The sequence below is a fragment of the Streptomyces sp. NPDC090119 genome, from assembly GCF_044747085.1.
Taxonomy (GTDB): domain Bacteria; phylum Actinomycetota; class Actinomycetes; order Streptomycetales; family Streptomycetaceae; genus Streptomyces.
The window spans coordinates 1,411,293-1,426,219 of record NZ_JBIVDK010000001.1; the positions used below are offsets into that span (position 1 = coordinate 1,411,293).

Sequence of the window (14,927 nt, forward strand, 5' to 3'; positions counted from 1 at the left end):
TTGGTGCAGCTGGAGACCGGGACCGGGCCGAGTCGGTGAGATCAGCGGCGCGTGGCCGCCGTCAGACCGGCGTACTGGCCGGCCCGCTCCAGCAGTCGGGGGACACCCGCTTCGAGCGACGGTCCGAAGGACGTGTCATGGGGTCGCTCACCACGCTGCCAGCGGGTGTAGATGGCCTCGGAGAAGATCGCTGCCTTCCACAGGGCGAGGGCCTGGTACCAGGGCAGCGCGGTGAGATCGAGGCCCGTCCGGGACTGGTAACGCTCCGCCAGCTGGCGCTGGGTGAGGTAGCCGGGCGACCGGGTCACCCGGGTGAGTTCGAGAGGGGTGGCGGGGCTGCCTGCCTCGGAATAGGTGGCGGTCAGGTACCCCAGGTCCGCGAGCGGGTCGCCGAGGGTGGCCATCTCCCAGTCGAGGACACCGAGGACCCTGGCCGGAGCCTCGGGCGCGAACATGAGGTTGCCCATGCGGTAGTCGCCGTGCACCACCGAGGCCGTACCGCTCGTCGGCAGGTTACGGCCGAGCCAGTCCCCGATGCGCTCCACCGCGGGCAGGCTGCGGGTGGTGTTGACCTCCCACAGCCCGCGGAACCTGTCGACCTGACGGCGGAGGTATCCCTCGGGGAAGCCCAGGGAGGCGAGTTCGCCTTCGGTCACGTCGATGCTGTGCAGCGCGACCAGGACATCGACGACCGCCTCGCTGGTGGCCACGCGTTGTCCGGCGGAGGAGAGGTGCGGCGGGATGGTGTCGGTGATGACCGTGCCGTCGAGCCGGGACATGACGTAGAACGGCACACCGAGGAGCGACTCGTCCTCGCACACGGCGATGATCTCCGGCACCGGTACCCCGTGCCGGCCGAGGATGCTCTGGATACGGGCCTCGCGCACCATGTCGTGTGTCGACTTCGGCAGTGGTGGACGCGGCCCGCGACGCAGGACGACGGACCTGTCACCGCGCTCGATCAGGTAGGTGACGTTGGAGTGGCCGTCACCGATGCGCTGCCAGGCGATCGGGCCGCTGCCGATGCCGTGCTGGTCGAGGAAGCCGGTGACCGAGTCGAGGATCAGGAGCGGAGGGCTGTCGAGACGACGGGCGCTCTCCCAACTCGCTACGACTTCCACGCCGTCGGGGACAGTGAGCATCACGCGCCTCCGTCCCGGCCCACGACCGCATCGCCCTGGTACGACTCCCCGGCCCGGACCGCGGCGCCGCGTCCTGCCGAGGCGCGGCGGGCGATGGCCCACCTGTGGGTCTCGTTGGAGCCGTCGTAGATGCGGAACGGGCGGACCTCGTTCAGGAACTGCGCCAGCGGGAGTCCGTCGGAGACCCCGTCCCCGCCGCAGATCTGGATGGCACGGTCGATCACCCGGAAGATCGCCTCCGAGCAGTGCACCTTCGCGACCGAAGACATCGCCGAGCCCGCCTTCGGGTCACTCTGCAGCAGCGCCGCGGTCTTGGTGATGATCGCGTCGGACGTCTCGATGTCGATCACGGACTCCGCGATCAGGTGCTGCGCCAGGCCGAGTGAATCGATCGTGCCGCCGAACAACTCCCGCTTCCCGGCCCGGTCGAGTGCGATGTCGTGCGCCCGCCGTGCCAGCCCCAGCCACCGCATGCAGTGGGTGAGACGCGCCGGTCCGAGCCGGACCTGCGCGTAGCGGAACCCGAGTCCGACCTCGCCGAGTACCGCGTCGTCGGGGACGAAGCAGTTCTCGATGTACAGGTGCGGGTGACCGCCGTCGATGGAGCGATCGACGGTGTGGATCGCCTCGCCGCCCCGGAGCCCGGGGTTCGTCATGTCGACCAGGAACATCGTGGCCCCCTCCGGAGAGCCGTCCACGGCCGGAGTACGCGCCATGACGATGCAGAACGCGGCACCCACGGCACCGCTGGTGAAGCGCTTGTGGCCGTCGATGATCCAGCCGCCGTCGGCACGCACGGCCTTGGTCCGCAGCGCGGCCGGGTCGGACCCCGCTCCGGGGTGGGGCTCGGTCATGCCGAAGCACGAACGGACCTCCCCCGCCGCCAGGGGCGCGAGATAGCGCTTCTTCTGCTCCTCGGTCGCGATCTGCTCCAGCATGTGCATGTTCCCCTCGTCGGGTGCCATGCAGTTGAGCGCGACCGGGCCGACCGGCGAGTAGCCGGCCTCCTGGAGAATCGGTGACCAGTGCTCGATGGGCAGGCCCTGCCCGCCGAACTCCGTCGGCACGAGCGGCGCGAAGACACCCGCCTCCTTCGCCGCGGACTGCAGCCGGTCACGGGTGGCGCGGTCGAGGCGTTCGCCCGGTGCGGGCTCCGCGTCGACGACGACCTCGCGGACGAACCGGCGGGTGCGCTCACGCAGGTCCGCGACGTGGGGCGGAAGGTGAGGGAAAGTCATGGTTGTCCTTCGTCGGTGGTCAGGGTCGTCACGCGGTGCCGCCGGCGACCGTGAGGCCGCCGTCGACGGTGAGGACGTGGCCGGTGACCCAGGAGGAGTCCTCCGAGGCCAGGTACGCCACCGCCGAGGCGATGTCGGACGGCACGCCCAGACGCCGCAGGGGGTAGTCGGCGGCCACCTCGGCTTCCTTGCCCTCGTACAGGGCTTCGGCGAACCGGGTCTTCACCACTGCGGGAGCCACCGCGTTGACGCGTATCTCCGGGCCGAGCTCGACGGCGAGAGTCCTGGTCAGGTGGGACACCGCCGCCTTGCTCACCCCGTAGAAGCCGATGCCGGGTGCCGGGGTCTCGCCGGTGACGGAGGAGAGGTTCACGACCGTGCCGCGGCGTTCGCTGAAACCGAGCTTCGGGTGGGCCACCGCGTCCTGCACCCAGGCGAGGGTGGCGAGGACATTGACCTCCAGTACCTTGCGTGCGGCGTCGAGGTCGAGTCCGACGACAGGGCCGTACGCGGGATTGATGCCCGCGTTGTTCACCAGGACGTCCAGCCCGCCGAACTCGCGGGCGACGGTGTCGAAGACCTCGCGGCGATGCTCGCGATCGTCGGCCTTACCGGCGACCGTGATGACGCTGCCCGGAGGGAAGGAAGCCGCGGCTTCCTCGAGCGGGCCGGTGCTACGCGCCGTGATGCACACGCGCGCACCTTCGGCGACGAGCCGTTCCGCCACGGCGAGGCCGATGCCCCGGCTCGCTCCGGTCACGACGGCGACGCGGCCCGAGAAACGGCCCCGATCGGTGTGGTTGTCGCTCATGGATCAGTCCTTCGTGGGGGAGAACGCCCCCGGTCCGTCGAGGCCGCGGAGTTCGGCGCGGCGGATCTTGCCGGTCTGGGTCTTGGGCAGGTCGGCGATGAAGTGGACCTGGCGGGGACACTTGTAGGCGGCCAGCCGGTCGCGGGTGAAGGCGATCAGCTCGTCCTCGGTGGCGCTCAGGCCGGACTTGAGGGAGACGTAGGCGACCACCGTCTCGCCGCGGTACTCGTCCGGCCGCCCGACCACGGCGGCCTCCAGCACCGAGGGGTGCTCGTACAGCGCGTCCTCGACCTCGCGCGGCCAGACCTTGTAGCCGGACACGTTGATCTGGTCCTTGAGCCGGTCCACGAGATAGACCCAGCCCTCCTGGTCGATGACGGCCACGTCACCGGTGCGCAGCCGCCCCTCCGGCATCGTCAGCTCCGTGACATCGGGCTTTCCCCAGTACCCCGGCACCACCTGCGGCCCGCTCAGCTCCAGTTCGCCCTGCTCCCCGTGCGGCACCGGCCGTCCCTCGGGGTCCACGACCCGCGCGGTGAGACCGGGCAGCGGCTTGCCGATGGACAGCGTGCCGCTCGGCAGGTGCACCGGCGCCCTGAGCCCGGCGGGCACCGCGATGACGGCGGACGTCGTCTCGGTCATCCCGTAACCGTTGTGGATGTAGGCGCCGAACCGCTCCTGGAACCGCTCCACGGTCGCGGGCGGGATCGGCGCCCCACCCGAGTACAGGTTCTTCACCGAGGCGAAGTGTTCCGGCCCGGCGTGCGGCAGCTCGAAGATCGCGTTGTACGCCGTGATCGAGCCGATCGTGTAGGTCACCCCGTGCTCGGCGAACGCCTCCAGGGCGACCTCGGGGTGGAACCGGCCGGCCAGGACGAGCGTGGTGTCGGTGAGCAGGGAGATCGCCGCGTTGACCACCGCGCCGGTGATGTGGAACAGCGGGGCCATGGCGAACACGACGTCCCCCGCGCTCACCCCGGTCCAGGGCGCACAGGTCGCCACCACGGCGAGGACGTTGCCGTGGGTGTTCATGGCACCCTTCGGCGGGCCGGTCGTACCGGAGGTGTACGTCAGGAACGCGACGTCGTCGCGGGTCAGTTGCACCGGCGAGGGGCCGCGTCCCGCGAACTCGTCGATGAGGGCCACCAGGTCGCCGTCCGGCGCCGGGGCGTGGCGCCGCGTCGTCGCGAGGACGCGCGGGTCGTTCCTCGACTGGTGGTCCAGGGCCGACGTGCTGACCAGCCACCGCACCGAGCTGCCCGCCAGCGTGCCGAGCGTCTCGTGGACGTCCGCGTCCGCGCAGACGACGCCGACCGCCCCGGAGTCGTCGATGATGCGGCGCAACTCCTGCCGCTTGTACATGGGGTTGAGCCCCAGCGCGGTGGCTCCCAGCTTCCACAGGGCCAGCAACACCAGCACGTACCCCGGCACGTTCTGGAGGTACACGCCGACACGGTCGCCCCGCTTGGTTCCGCGCGCCTCGAACGCGGCGGCCAGGGCATCCGTCGCGGAGTCCAACTCCCTTGCGGACAGGGCCCCGTCGAAGTAGCGCAGCGCCACGCCCTCCGGGTTCCGCGCCACCCGGTCCTGCCACGCGGCCACCAGTGAGGCGGGGGCCGAAGCCGTTGCCGTACCGGACCCGTCGAGAGACGTGGCCCCCTGCCGACCCTCATCCATCGTCATCTGTCGTCCTTCCTGCCGAGGTCCATGCGTGTGCCGAGCCGTCACGCGAGCTCGCGCTTGAGGATCTTCCCGGTGGACGTCATCGGAAGGGTCCGCACGATCTCCACGATGCGCGGGTACTTGTACCCGGCCATCTGCTCCTTGCCCCAGGCGATCAGCTCGTCGGGATGGGCCTCGGCGTCACGGTCGAGGATGATGAACGCCTTGATCTCCTCGCCGTGGCTCTCGTGCGGCACGCCGACGACCGCGGCCAGGCTGATCGCCGGGTGCGTCATCAGGACCTCCTCGATCTCGCGCGGGTACACGTTGAAGCCGCCGCGGATGATGAGGTCCTTTGCCCGGTCGACGATGTAGTAGAGGCCGTCCTTGTCCCGGCGGGCCAGGTCGCCGGTGCGGAACCAGCCGTCCCTGACGGCTTCGGCGGTCGCCTCGGGGCGGCCGTGGTAACCCTTCATCACGTTGTGGCCCTTGACCGCGATCTCCCCGATGGCGCTGCCCGTGCCGTCGTCCTCGACCTCCGACCAGTCCGGCTTGACGAGCTTGAGCTCCACTCCCCAGATCGGCACGCCGATGGAACCGGGCCGAGGCTCCCGCGCCGGGTCGCTGAAGGTCACCACCGGCGAGGTCTCGGAGAGGCCGTAGCCCTCCCGGACCTGGACGCCCAGCCGCTCCCTGACCTTCTTGATGATCTCTGCGGGGAGTGCGGAACCGCCGGAGACACCGACGCGCAGGTTCCGCGCGATGCGTTCGACGTCGACATCGTCGGTGAGCGCCCCCAACAGGCCCCACCACATGGTGGGGACGCCCGCGAAGACGGTGATGTCCTCCTGCCGCAGCAGGGACACCGCCTGCCGGGCGTCGAACCGTGGCAGCAGCACCAGTGTGCTCGCCGTCGAGAAGCCGGCGTTCATCTGCACGGTCGCGCCGAAGGAGTGGAACAGCGGCAGCACGACCAGATGAGTGTCCGAGGCAGGCTTGTTCTCCAGCACCCGGTTGCACGCGAGGGTGTTGAGAACCAGGTTGGCGTGGCTGAGCTCGGCGCCCTTCGGCTGCCCTGTCGTACCGCTGGTGTAGAGGAGCACGGCCGGGTCGTCCCCCGAGGTGCCCACGCTGTCGAACGTCGTCGCCGTGCCCCGCAGCGCGGCGCCCATGGTCTGGACGCCCTCGATCGGGGATTTGGCCGCCGGATCGGCGGTGATGAGGAAGAAGTGCTCGCAGCCCGCGGTCTCGCTGAACCCGGCGTGTCCCTCCGCACCCATCGGCAGGGCCGCGTCGCCTTCGAAGCAGAAGTACGCCTTGGCCTCCGAGTCGGCGAGGTGGTAGGCGATCTCCCGGCGCTTGAGCAGGATGTTGAGGGGTACGACGACCGCACCGGCCTTGAGGATGCCGTAGTAGACGATCGGGAAGCTGGGCAGGTTCGGGCAACTGAGCGCGACCTTGTCACCGGGCCGGACACCTCGGTCGGCCAAGAGGTTGGCGACCCGGTTGGCGGCGGCGTCGACTTGCGCGTAGGTGAGGCGCGTAGTGCCGAGGACGACCGCGTCCCGGTTCGGGTGCGTGCGCGCGGAGTCCTCGAGCAGGACCGACAGGTTCAGCATGGTGTCTTCCGGGAGGGTGGGGCCGGGCCAGGCCGCGGAGCATGGAACACACGGCCTGGCCCGGAGTGGGTGGGGATCAGAGGTGGCTTGATGGAGCGGTCACGACTGCCGCAGGGTTCGGTCCAGGGCCTCGGCGGTCGCCTCGATGTCGGCGGTGGTGTGCGCCGTGCTGAGGAAGACCTTGCCGGACGGCATGAAGAGGACACTTCGGCGCAGCATCCCTTCGAGGATCTTGGTCCAGAGTCCGCCGGTTCCGTGGAGTCCGGTGGCGCCGTCGGCGGGGACGTACTGCAGGAGCGAGCCGACCCTGTTGAAGCGTCCGGCGCCAGGAGACGCACGGAGGACGCCACCGACGAGGGCTTCGAACTCGGACCCCCGCTGGTCGAGCAGCTCGTAGACCGCGGGGTCCGCCAGGACGCGCATCGTCGCCTCGACGGCGGCCAGTGCGATCGGGTTGGCGTTGAAGGTTCCGGCATGCACGACACCGGTCGCCACCTGATCCACCAGCTCCGCCCGGCCCACGACGGCGCTCTGGGTGAAACCGCCCGCCATCGCCTTGCCGAAGACGGACAGGTCGGGCCGTACGCCGTACTTCTCGGCCGCCCCGCCCCGGGCGATCCGGAACCCGGCGATCACCTCGTCGAAGACGAGGACCACGCCGTGCCGGTCGCAGAGAGTGCGCAGCGTCGACAGGAACTCCGGTGCGGGTGCCTCGACGCCCGCGTTGCTCATCACCGGGTCGACGAGCACTGCCGCGATGTCGCGCTCGACGGCCTCGCTCAGCAGGCGCTCGGCCAGTCGCACGTCGTTGAAGCGTGCCACGACCAGGTCGTCCAGCACGCTGGCCGACTGCCCCGGTCCGCCGGGCGTCGCGGCCCGATCGCAGTCGTCCTCGGACATCCCGGCGTACACGGTGTCATGCCAACCGTGGTAGCTCCTGGCGAACTTGAGCACGCGGCGCCGCCCGGTGGCGGCGCGCGCCAGCCGCAGTGCGACCTGCACCGCCTCGGTCCCCGTGTTGCTCCACAGCAGGCGCTCGCCGTGCGGCACGGCATCGAGCACCGCTTCCGCCGCGAGATACTCCAGCGGGTGGCCGGTGCCGACGACCTGCATCTTCGCCGCCACCTCGGACATGGCGGACAGCACGCGCCGGTCACCGTGACCGAGGACCAGTGGGCCCCAGGCCATCACATAGTCGGTGTACCGGTCGCCGTCCAGGTCCCAGACGTACGCGCCCCGCGCCTCCCGCACGAAGAGCGGATGGGGCGGCATGGTGGCGCGCAGGCCGGAACCCACACCCCCGCCGATGCTCCGGCGGGCCCGCTCGAAGGCCGAGCGTGATGATTCCAGGGCCATGTGACAGTCCCCGCCTTTCAGTACGTGATCACCGAGCGGATGCCGATGCCGCGCTTCATCTGGTCGAACGCCTCGTTGATGTCCTTCAGACCGATCACGCTCGTCACGAGGGAGTCGAGGTCGATGCGGTCGTTCATGTAGTGGTCGATCAGCAACGGGAAGTCGGAAGCAGGCTTGCTGGACCCGTAGTTGGAGCCGATGAGCGAGAGTTCCTGATCGGACATGACGAAGGGATCGATGGAGACCCGCATGCCGTCCGCGACCTGCCCGGCGACCACCGCGGTGCCGCCCCGCGCCAGCACCTCGTAGGCCGCTTCAATGGTGCGCGGCAGCCCGATCGCCTCGATGGCGATCTCCACGCCGCGCCCGTCGGTGAGTTGGCGCACCCGGTCCGCGAAGTCCTCGCGGCCGTTGTTGATCAGATCGGTCGCGCCGAAGACGCGTGCCTGCTCGAGCTTCTCGTCGGAGATGTCCGCGGCGATGATCTTCCGGGCCCCGGCGAGCCGGGCTCCCTGGATCGCGTTCAGGCCGACGCCGCCGCAGCCCAGGACCACCACGGTGTCGCTCGGACGCACCTTGGCGGTGTTGACGGCCGCGCCGACTCCGGTCGTGACGGCGCATCCGACCAGAGCCGACTGTTCGAACGGGGCGTCGTCCCGGATGGCGATCGCGCCGGATTCCGGCACCACGGCGTACTCGCCGAACGTTCCGAGGCCGGCGAAGCTGTACACGTCGCCGTCGCCGACGGACGTGATCCGGGACCGGCCGTCGAACGACAGGTGGTTCGCCGAGTGCTCGCTGACCATGTCGCAGAGGACCGGCCTGCCACTGATGCAGTAGCGGCAGCGGCGACAGGAAGGCGTCCAGGACAGCACGACGTGATCGCCCGGCTTCAGCGTCGTGACGCCGTCGCCGACACTCTCGATGACGCCCGACCCCTCATGGCCGAGGATCATCGGCGCGGGCACGTCCCATTCGCCTAGGAGCACGTGCAGGTCGCTGTGGCACACCCCGCTCGCCTTGAGCCGTACGAGCACGTCGCCGGGCGGGGGTGTCGAGGGGACAGTCACCCTCTCGATCGTCAGTGGTTCGTTCGGGGTCCGGAAAACGGCGGCGTCGAATTCGATGGTCATGTCAGGTGTCCTTCCGTGCGCTGTGGCGATCAGGTCCGAGCGGTGCGGATGAGCTTCTTGTTGGCGAACTCGTCGATTCCGGCCCGGCCCAGTTCGCGGCCGAAGCCGGACCGCTTGACACCGCCGAACGGCAGTTCCGCGCCTTCGAGGCCGACACCGTTGACGAAGACCATGCCCGCGTCGATCTGGTCGGCGACGCGTATCGCCTGCTCGGCGTCCGTCGTGAACACATAGGAACCGAGTCCGTACGGGGTCGCGTTCGCCAGCTCGACGGCCTCGTCCTCGGAGGCGACCCGGTAGACGGTCGCGACCGGGCCGAAGAGTTCCTCGACTGCCGACGCCGCCGCCGGTGACACGCCGGTCAGAACGCCGGGCGGGAAGTACGCTCCCGCGCGCTGTCCCGCGGAGACGAAGGTCGCGCCCTCGGCGGTGGCCCGCTCGACCTGCTCCTCGAGGCGCTCGGCGGCGGCGACCGAGGACAGGGGCGCCAGGCCGTCGGCCATGGCGAGCACCTTCTCGGTGAACTTCTCCAGGAAGGCGTCATGGAGGTCGTCGGCGACGATGACGCGCTTACCGGCGTTGCACGCCTGCCCCGTGTTCTCGAACCGCGTCTCCACCGCCGCGTCGACCGTGGCGTCCAGGTCGTCGGTCGACAGCACGATGAAGGGGTCCGAGCCGCCCAGTTCGAGCACCACCTTCTTGAGGCTGCGCCCGGCCTTCTCGGCGACCTCCGCGCCCGCTCGCTCCGAGCCGGTGAAGGAGACGCCTCGCACCCTGGAGTCCGCGATGATGCCGGCGGCCTGCTCGTTGGTGGCGTAGACGTTGACGTAAGCGCCCTCGGGGTAACCCGCGTCCGTGAACAGCTGCTGCAGAGCCGCGGCCGACTCCGGACACTGCGGTGCGTGCTTGAGCACGATGGTGTTGCCCAGCGCGAGGTTGGGGGCGGCGAAGCGAGCGACCTGGTAGTACGGGTAGTTCCAGGGCATGATCCCCAGCAGCACGCCGACCGGCTGGCGGCGGACGAAGGCGGTGCCCTCTCCTTCCAGCAGCTCGATCGGCTCGTCGGCGAGGAACGTGGGCGCGTTGTCCGCGTAGTACTGGTAGATGGCCGCGCTGAACTCCACCTCCGCGACGGCCTGGTCGAGGGGCTTGCCCATCTCCCGGTGGATGATCTCGGCGAGTCGCTGACTGCGCTCGTTGTGCAGTTTGGCGACGGTGCTCAGCAACTGGGCACGCTGAGCCACCGAGGTCTGCTTCGACCACTGAGCGTGGGCGTTGACCGCCGCGTCGAGCGCTGCGTCGACAGCCGCGTCCGTGGCGGTGGGGTACTCCTCGACCAGCTCGCCGGTCGCGGGGTCCACCACCGCGTACAGGTGCTTGTCCGTCATATCGACTCCCTCTTCGTGTCCGGGGTTCGGGTGATCGGTCCGATGGCGTTCGCGTCCGGGGCCGCGTTGAGGTCGTGCAGCGTGCGGTAGGCGCGGAAGTAGAGGAATCCCTGGGTGCCCCACGTCGCCAGCGCCGCGGTGTAGAAGATCGTGCGGTTCGCGTCGTCGAAGGGCAGGGGGAAGAAGTCGTAGGTCAACGCGATGGTGGTCCCCGCGGCCGTGACCAGACCCGTCCAGATCGCCGACCGCTTCGCGCCCGCGGTCCAGAGCCGCTTGACGAAGTACCCGAGGAAGACCGCCGTGAGGAGATTGACGACGACATAGAAGGCGGCGACGGAGAACGCGCCCCGGTCGGTGTGGAGATCCGCGCCGTGGAAGGGCCGGAGGAACAGGCCCGCCACGACCGCGACCCCGAACACGCCGACATCGACGCCGAGGCTCGGCTTCCAGCGGTGGGTGACCTGCATCAGGCCCATGACCAGAATGAGCGTGATGCCCACCGACCTGGAGAACGCGTCGAAGAAGTACGCCACGTCGTACAGGACACTGCCGCTGTTGGCTCCGGACAGCGACCAGATGAGGAAGTTGCTGCCCGACGTCGCGACGACCATCCACTCGAGACCGAGGAGGTAGTTGCCGTACCGGCGGATGAATTTCCAGCCGTAGAAGTACCCGGCGAAGATCATCCACAGGTCGGCCAGCAGGAAGAGCGCGTCCTTCACCGCGACACCCCCGCCTGGACGTCGCGGGACAGGAGGGTGACGACGCGTTCGGCGGTGCGCTGGCCCGTCAGGACCGCGCCGTTCATGGTGCCGGCCCATTCGCCGGCGGTTTCGGTGCCGGCCCAGTGGATGCGGCCGTGCGGCTCGGTCAGCGCCTTGCCGTAGCTCACGGTCGCGTGCGGGCCGGCGACAGGATGGGGGCCGCCCGGGGCGAACGGTTCCGATCCCCAGCAGTGGTCCAGGTAGTCGATCGGGGTGCGGGCCTGCGGACCGTAGAGGTCGACGAGCTGCTTGACGACCAGGTCGCGTCGGGTCTCGGGGTCGAAGCCGTCGAAGACGCGGGGGTCGCAGAAGGTCATCAGGACGCCCGGTCCGCTGTGGGCGGGTGACACGTCGAAGGTGATGAACACGGTTCCGGTGTCGGTCACCGCCTCACCGGAGCATCCGTCGGCCCGCCAGAACGGCCTCTCGTAGGCCACGAAGGCCTTACTGAGGACACCCATGCGCCAGGTTCGGGTGAGCCCCTCGGCCTGCTTGGGCAGAGCGGGGTCGAACTCGATGGCGGCACGGTGCTCCGGGGTGGCCGTGACGATCGCGTACCTGGCGTGGATCTCGCTGGAGTCGGTGCGGACAGTGACGCCGTTGTCGTCCTGCGCGATGCCGCGCACCGGTGTCTCCAGCCGCACCCGGTCGCCGAGCCGCTCCGCCACCCGCTTGGCGATCTCCTGGGTGGTTTCGACGAACCGGTCCTGGTTCGCTCCGCCCTCGACGTCCAGCATGTGGTCGAGCCCGCCCGCTGCGCGGATGTAGCGCAGGACGTGCAGCAGGGAGACGTCTCCCGGGGTGCAGCCCCACTGCACCTTGCTGATGACGGTCATCAGCGCACGGGTACTGGGCAGTGCTTTCTTACGGTCCAGCCATTCGCCGAACGAGATGGCGTCGAGCCGGCTCGCCCCGGGCGTCTCCCATGGGGCGTTCACGTCGATGGTCGCGACCAGCTTGTTCACCGCCGTCTGCATGCGCGCCATGTCCACCAGGGCCGCGGGGGACACCTTGGGAATGGTGCCGCTGTAGGTGCGGCGCCGCCCTGCCATCCACAGCACGTTGCGACCCTCGGCGAACTGGTCGGTCGTGGTACACCCGACTCGGCTCGCGAGGTCCCGGATGGCCGTGTGGCGGGTTGCCACCCACGTCGCTCCGAGGTCGACCTTCACGCCTGCCACCTCGCCGGAGAACGACCGGCCGCCGACCCGGTCGCGGCCCTCCAGCACCAGCACGGACCGCCCGGTGCTCACCAGCCGCTCGGCGGCGCTCAGCCCCGCGAAGCCGGCACCGACGACCACGACGTCGACCGCGGTGTCCCCAGAACCGTGCTTACGAGATCCGGACATGGTTTCCCCCCTCACCCACGCGGTTCGCGTGCTGCGAGATGTACGTCGTGACCGGGCCGACGAGGGCCTCGGGAAGGTGGTGGCCCATACCGGGAATGACCACGTGCTGCGCCGAACGGATCGCCCGTACGGTCGCGGCGCCGCCGCTCGGGTGCACCAGCAGATCCCGGTCACCGTTGATGACCAGCGTCGGTGCCGTGATTCCGGTCAACTGGGCGGTCCGGTCTCCAGAGCGTTGGATCGCCTGGATCTGGCGCGCGACGCCGGCCGCCTGATCACCGGCGCTGCGGTCCCAGCCACGCGCCGCGACAGCCGCCTCGGCGGCGTCATCGATCGGATGTCCCAGTCCCGCGACGTGCCGGGTGAGCCGCAGGTGCGCACGGACCGCCGCGGTCCTGGTCTTCGCCGGCGGGGCGGCGAGGAGCCGCATCGTCGACAGAGCCGGCTGGCCGATCTTCCGTGCCCCGGTGGTGGAGTAGATCGAGGTCAGGGACAGGACCCGCTCAGGTGCTGTGGCCGCGATCGTCTGCGCGATCATTCCGCCCATCGACCGGCCGACCACGTGGGCCTGCGAAATCCCGAGATGGTCGAGTACGCCGATGGCGTCCTGAGCCATGTCGGCCAGCGTGTACGCGTCGCCGCGCGGCCGGGCGGCGATCTGACGCCAGAGCGCGGGAGGGGGAGTGGCGACGAAGGTGGACTGGCCCACGTCGCGGTTGTCGATCGCGACGACTCGGAAGCCGCGGCTGACGAGTGAGCCGAAGAACGAGTCGGTCCAGAAGGTGAGGTCCTCGCCCAGTCCGGCGATGAGCAGTATCGCGGGGTCGGCCTTGTCGCCGAAGTCCCGGAAGCAGATGGTCAGTCCGGACGGCAGAGTCGCGTACTGGTCGGCGCCGTTCGTCTCAGACACGGGTCGCCCGCTTCCCGCCGGGTCGCCGCGCGCCGGACCGGCCGACACCGAACTCGAGATTCTCGTCGACCACCGGACCGCGCAGGGCCTTGGCGTCCTCCGGGTAGGACATCGCCATCCGCCAGGGGGCGGACGGCCCCTGCTTCGGCAGGAACTTCTCGCCGCGCTTCGCGTATCCGGCCTTGAGGTCCATGACGGGCCGGAGTGCCGTCCCCGTCGGCGCGACCGGTACCACCGTGTCGTATCCGCGGGCGTCCATGTGCCGGACCAGGTCGATGAAGTAACGACACATCAGGCTCACCTTGAGCGTCCAGGACGAGGTGGTGTAGCCGATCGCCATCGCCCAGTTCGGGAGCCCGCTCAGCAGCATGCCGCGGTAACAGAGGGTGTCCGCGACGTCGATCTGGCGCCCGTCGACCGTGATGGGCATGCCGTCGAAGAGCCGCAGGTTCAGTCCCGTCGCGGTGACGATGACGTCGGCCTCCAGCTCCTCGCCCGACGACAGGACGATGCCGCGCTTGCTGAACCTTGCCACGGTGTCGGTGACGACGGACGTCCTGCCCTCCTTGATCGCGTCGAAGAAGTCGCCGTCCGGTGCCAGGCACAGCCGCTGGTCCCAGGGGTCGTACGGCGGGTTGAAGTGCTTGTCGACGTCGAATCCCTTGGGCAGGCGCTTGATGTTCTCGCGCCGGATCAGCGCCCGCCCGGCCTTGGGGAAGGTCCGCAGCCCCTTGACGACGGCCCGGTCGAACCAGATGTTCTTGAACCGGGTCACGGAGTACCCGCGTTTCTCTCCGAACAGCTTCGTGAGCGCGAGGGCGATCCGGTCGATCCGGGGGAGCGCCATGACGTAGGTGGGAGTGCGCTGCAGCATCGTCACGTGCCGGGCGGCGCCCGGCCCGGCGGTCATGGACGGCGCCAGCGTGATCGCGGTCGCCCCGCTGCCGATGATCACGACCTTCTTCCCGCTGTAGTCGAGACCCTCGGGCCAGTGCTGGGGATGGACGATCTGCCCCTCGAAGTCGTCCTGGCCGGGGAACTCCGGGGAGAATCCCTGGTCGTACCGGTAGTAGCCGGTGGCGGCGAAGACCCATCCCGCGTGGATCGTCTTGGTCCGGGTGGCACCCGTGACCGGGTCCGGCGTCTGGACGGTGAGGGTCCACCTCGAATCCGCCGACGACCATTCCGCGCTGACGACCCGGTGGCGGAGCTTGAGGACGTGGTCCACCTTGTTCTCCTCGACCGCCTCCCGCAGGTACTCCCTGATGAGCGGAGCGTCGGCGATCGCGACCTCGTGGCGCCACGGCTTGAAGTCGTAACCGAACGTGTGCAGGTCGGAGTCGGAGCGGATGCCGGGATAGCGGAACAGGTCCCAGGTGCCCCCGATGTCGTCTCGCGCTTCCAGCACGGCGAGCGACTTGTGGGGGAGCTCCCGGCTGAAATTAGCGGCCGCGCCGATCCCGGAGATCCCTGCTCCGATGATCACCACGTCGAACTCCTCGACGGCGTCCAACACCTCAGCTGTCATGGCGTTTCCTCGCTGTTCCTGTGGCGG

12 protein-coding genes are annotated in these 14,927 nt (G+C 69.6%); all 12 read right to left on the bottom strand.

The genetic code is table 11. The features are described from left to right. Positions 1 to 41 precede the first annotated feature (41 nt). The 12 genes from ACIPPM_RS06440 to ACIPPM_RS06495 all read right to left on the bottom strand — a co-directional run bounded on the left by ACIPPM_RS06440 (position 42) and on the right by ACIPPM_RS06495 (position 14,900). The gene (locus ACIPPM_RS06440) at positions 42 to 1,142 is read right to left on the bottom strand and encodes a phosphotransferase family protein (RefSeq protein WP_401443710.1); all 1,101 of its coding nucleotides are present in this window, start codon (positions 1,140 to 1,142) and stop codon (positions 42 to 44) included. Further along, positions 1,142 to 2,380, bottom strand: coding sequence for an acyl-CoA dehydrogenase family protein (locus ACIPPM_RS06445; protein ID WP_401443713.1), 1,239 nt, complete (start codon positions 2,378 to 2,380; stop codon positions 1,142 to 1,144). Before ACIPPM_RS06445 ends, ACIPPM_RS06440 begins: the two co-directional genes overlap by 1 nt. A gap of 28 nt (positions 2,381 to 2,408) precedes the next feature. Then, a complete protein-coding gene (locus ACIPPM_RS06450; RefSeq protein ID WP_401443716.1) occupies positions 2,409 to 3,191 on the bottom strand; it encodes an SDR family oxidoreductase in 783 nt (260 codons plus the stop codon). 3 nt (positions 3,192 to 3,194) lie between these two features. Beyond that, entirely contained in the window at positions 3,195 to 4,874 is a 1,680-nt protein-coding gene (locus tag ACIPPM_RS06455) for a class I adenylate-forming enzyme family protein (protein ID WP_401443718.1), read from the bottom strand. Positions 4,875 to 4,915: 41 nt separating this feature from the next. After that, positions 4,916 to 6,472 (bottom strand): long-chain fatty acid--CoA ligase, encoded by a 1,557-nt coding sequence (locus ACIPPM_RS06460; RefSeq protein ID WP_401443720.1) that lies wholly within the window; start codon positions 6,470 to 6,472, stop codon positions 4,916 to 4,918. Between the two features lie 99 nt (positions 6,473 to 6,571). Continuing rightward, on the bottom strand, positions 6,572 to 7,828 hold the full coding sequence (locus tag ACIPPM_RS06465; protein ID WP_401443722.1) for an aspartate aminotransferase family protein: 1,257 nt from the start codon (positions 7,826 to 7,828) through the stop codon (positions 6,572 to 6,574). 17 nt (positions 7,829 to 7,845) lie between these two features. Then, positions 7,846 to 8,961 carry a Zn-dependent alcohol dehydrogenase gene (locus tag ACIPPM_RS06470; RefSeq protein ID WP_401443724.1) on the bottom strand — a complete coding sequence of 372 codons (1,116 nt, stop codon included), beginning with the start codon at positions 8,959 to 8,961 and terminating at the stop codon, positions 7,846 to 7,848. A 29-nt stretch (positions 8,962 to 8,990) separates the two neighbouring features. Then, entirely contained in the window at positions 8,991 to 10,349 is a 1,359-nt protein-coding gene (locus ACIPPM_RS06475) for an NAD-dependent succinate-semialdehyde dehydrogenase (protein ID WP_401443727.1), read from the bottom strand. Then, entirely contained in the window at positions 10,346 to 11,071 is a 726-nt protein-coding gene (locus tag ACIPPM_RS06480; RefSeq protein ID WP_401443729.1) for a transporter, read from the bottom strand. The genes ACIPPM_RS06475 and ACIPPM_RS06480 overlap by 4 nt, the downstream gene beginning before the upstream one ends. Continuing rightward, complete coding sequence (locus tag ACIPPM_RS06485; protein WP_401443731.1) at positions 11,068 to 12,462, bottom strand: flavin monoamine oxidase family protein; 1,395 nt, start codon at positions 12,460 to 12,462, stop codon at positions 11,068 to 11,070. The genes ACIPPM_RS06480 and ACIPPM_RS06485 overlap by 4 nt, the downstream gene beginning before the upstream one ends. Then, entirely contained in the window at positions 12,446 to 13,372 is a 927-nt protein-coding gene (locus tag ACIPPM_RS06490) for an alpha/beta fold hydrolase (protein WP_401443733.1), read from the bottom strand. The genes ACIPPM_RS06485 and ACIPPM_RS06490 overlap by 17 nt, the downstream gene beginning before the upstream one ends. Then, positions 13,365 to 14,900 (bottom strand): flavin-containing monooxygenase, encoded by a 1,536-nt coding sequence (locus ACIPPM_RS06495; protein WP_401443735.1) that lies wholly within the window; start codon positions 14,898 to 14,900, stop codon positions 13,365 to 13,367. The genes ACIPPM_RS06490 and ACIPPM_RS06495 overlap by 8 nt, the downstream gene beginning before the upstream one ends. Positions 14,901 to 14,927 lie beyond the last annotated feature (27 nt).

Bases quoted from the DNA above. Each gene is read 5' to 3' on its own strand.
- ACIPPM_RS06495 (WP_401443735.1), bottom strand. From the start codon at position 14,900: ATGACAGCTGAGGTGTTGGACGCCGTCGAGGAGTTCGACGTGGTGATC.
- ACIPPM_RS06470 (WP_401443724.1), bottom strand. From the start codon at position 8,961: ATGACCATCGAATTCGACGCCGCCGTTTTCCGGACCCCGAACGAACCA.
- ACIPPM_RS06455 (WP_401443718.1), bottom strand. From the start codon at position 4,874: ATGACGATGGATGAGGGTCGGCAGGGGGCCACGTCTCTCGACGGGTCC.
- ACIPPM_RS06450 (WP_401443716.1), bottom strand. From the start codon at position 3,191: ATGAGCGACAACCACACCGATCGGGGCCGTTTCTCGGGCCGCGTCGCC.
- ACIPPM_RS06445 (WP_401443713.1), bottom strand. From the start codon at position 2,380: ATGACTTTCCCTCACCTTCCGCCCCACGTCGCGGACCTGCGTGAGCGC.
- ACIPPM_RS06460 (WP_401443720.1), bottom strand. From the start codon at position 6,472: ATGCTGAACCTGTCGGTCCTGCTCGAGGACTCCGCGCGCACGCACCCG.
- ACIPPM_RS06485 (WP_401443731.1), bottom strand. From the start codon at position 12,462: ATGTCCGGATCTCGTAAGCACGGTTCTGGGGACACCGCGGTCGACGTC.
- ACIPPM_RS06465 (WP_401443722.1), bottom strand. From the start codon at position 7,828: ATGGCCCTGGAATCATCACGCTCGGCCTTCGAGCGGGCCCGCCGGAGC.
- ACIPPM_RS06440 (WP_401443710.1), bottom strand. From the start codon at position 1,142: ATGCTCACTGTCCCCGACGGCGTGGAAGTCGTAGCGAGTTGGGAGAGC.
- ACIPPM_RS06475 (WP_401443727.1), bottom strand. From the start codon at position 10,349: ATGACGGACAAGCACCTGTACGCGGTGGTGGACCCCGCGACCGGCGAG.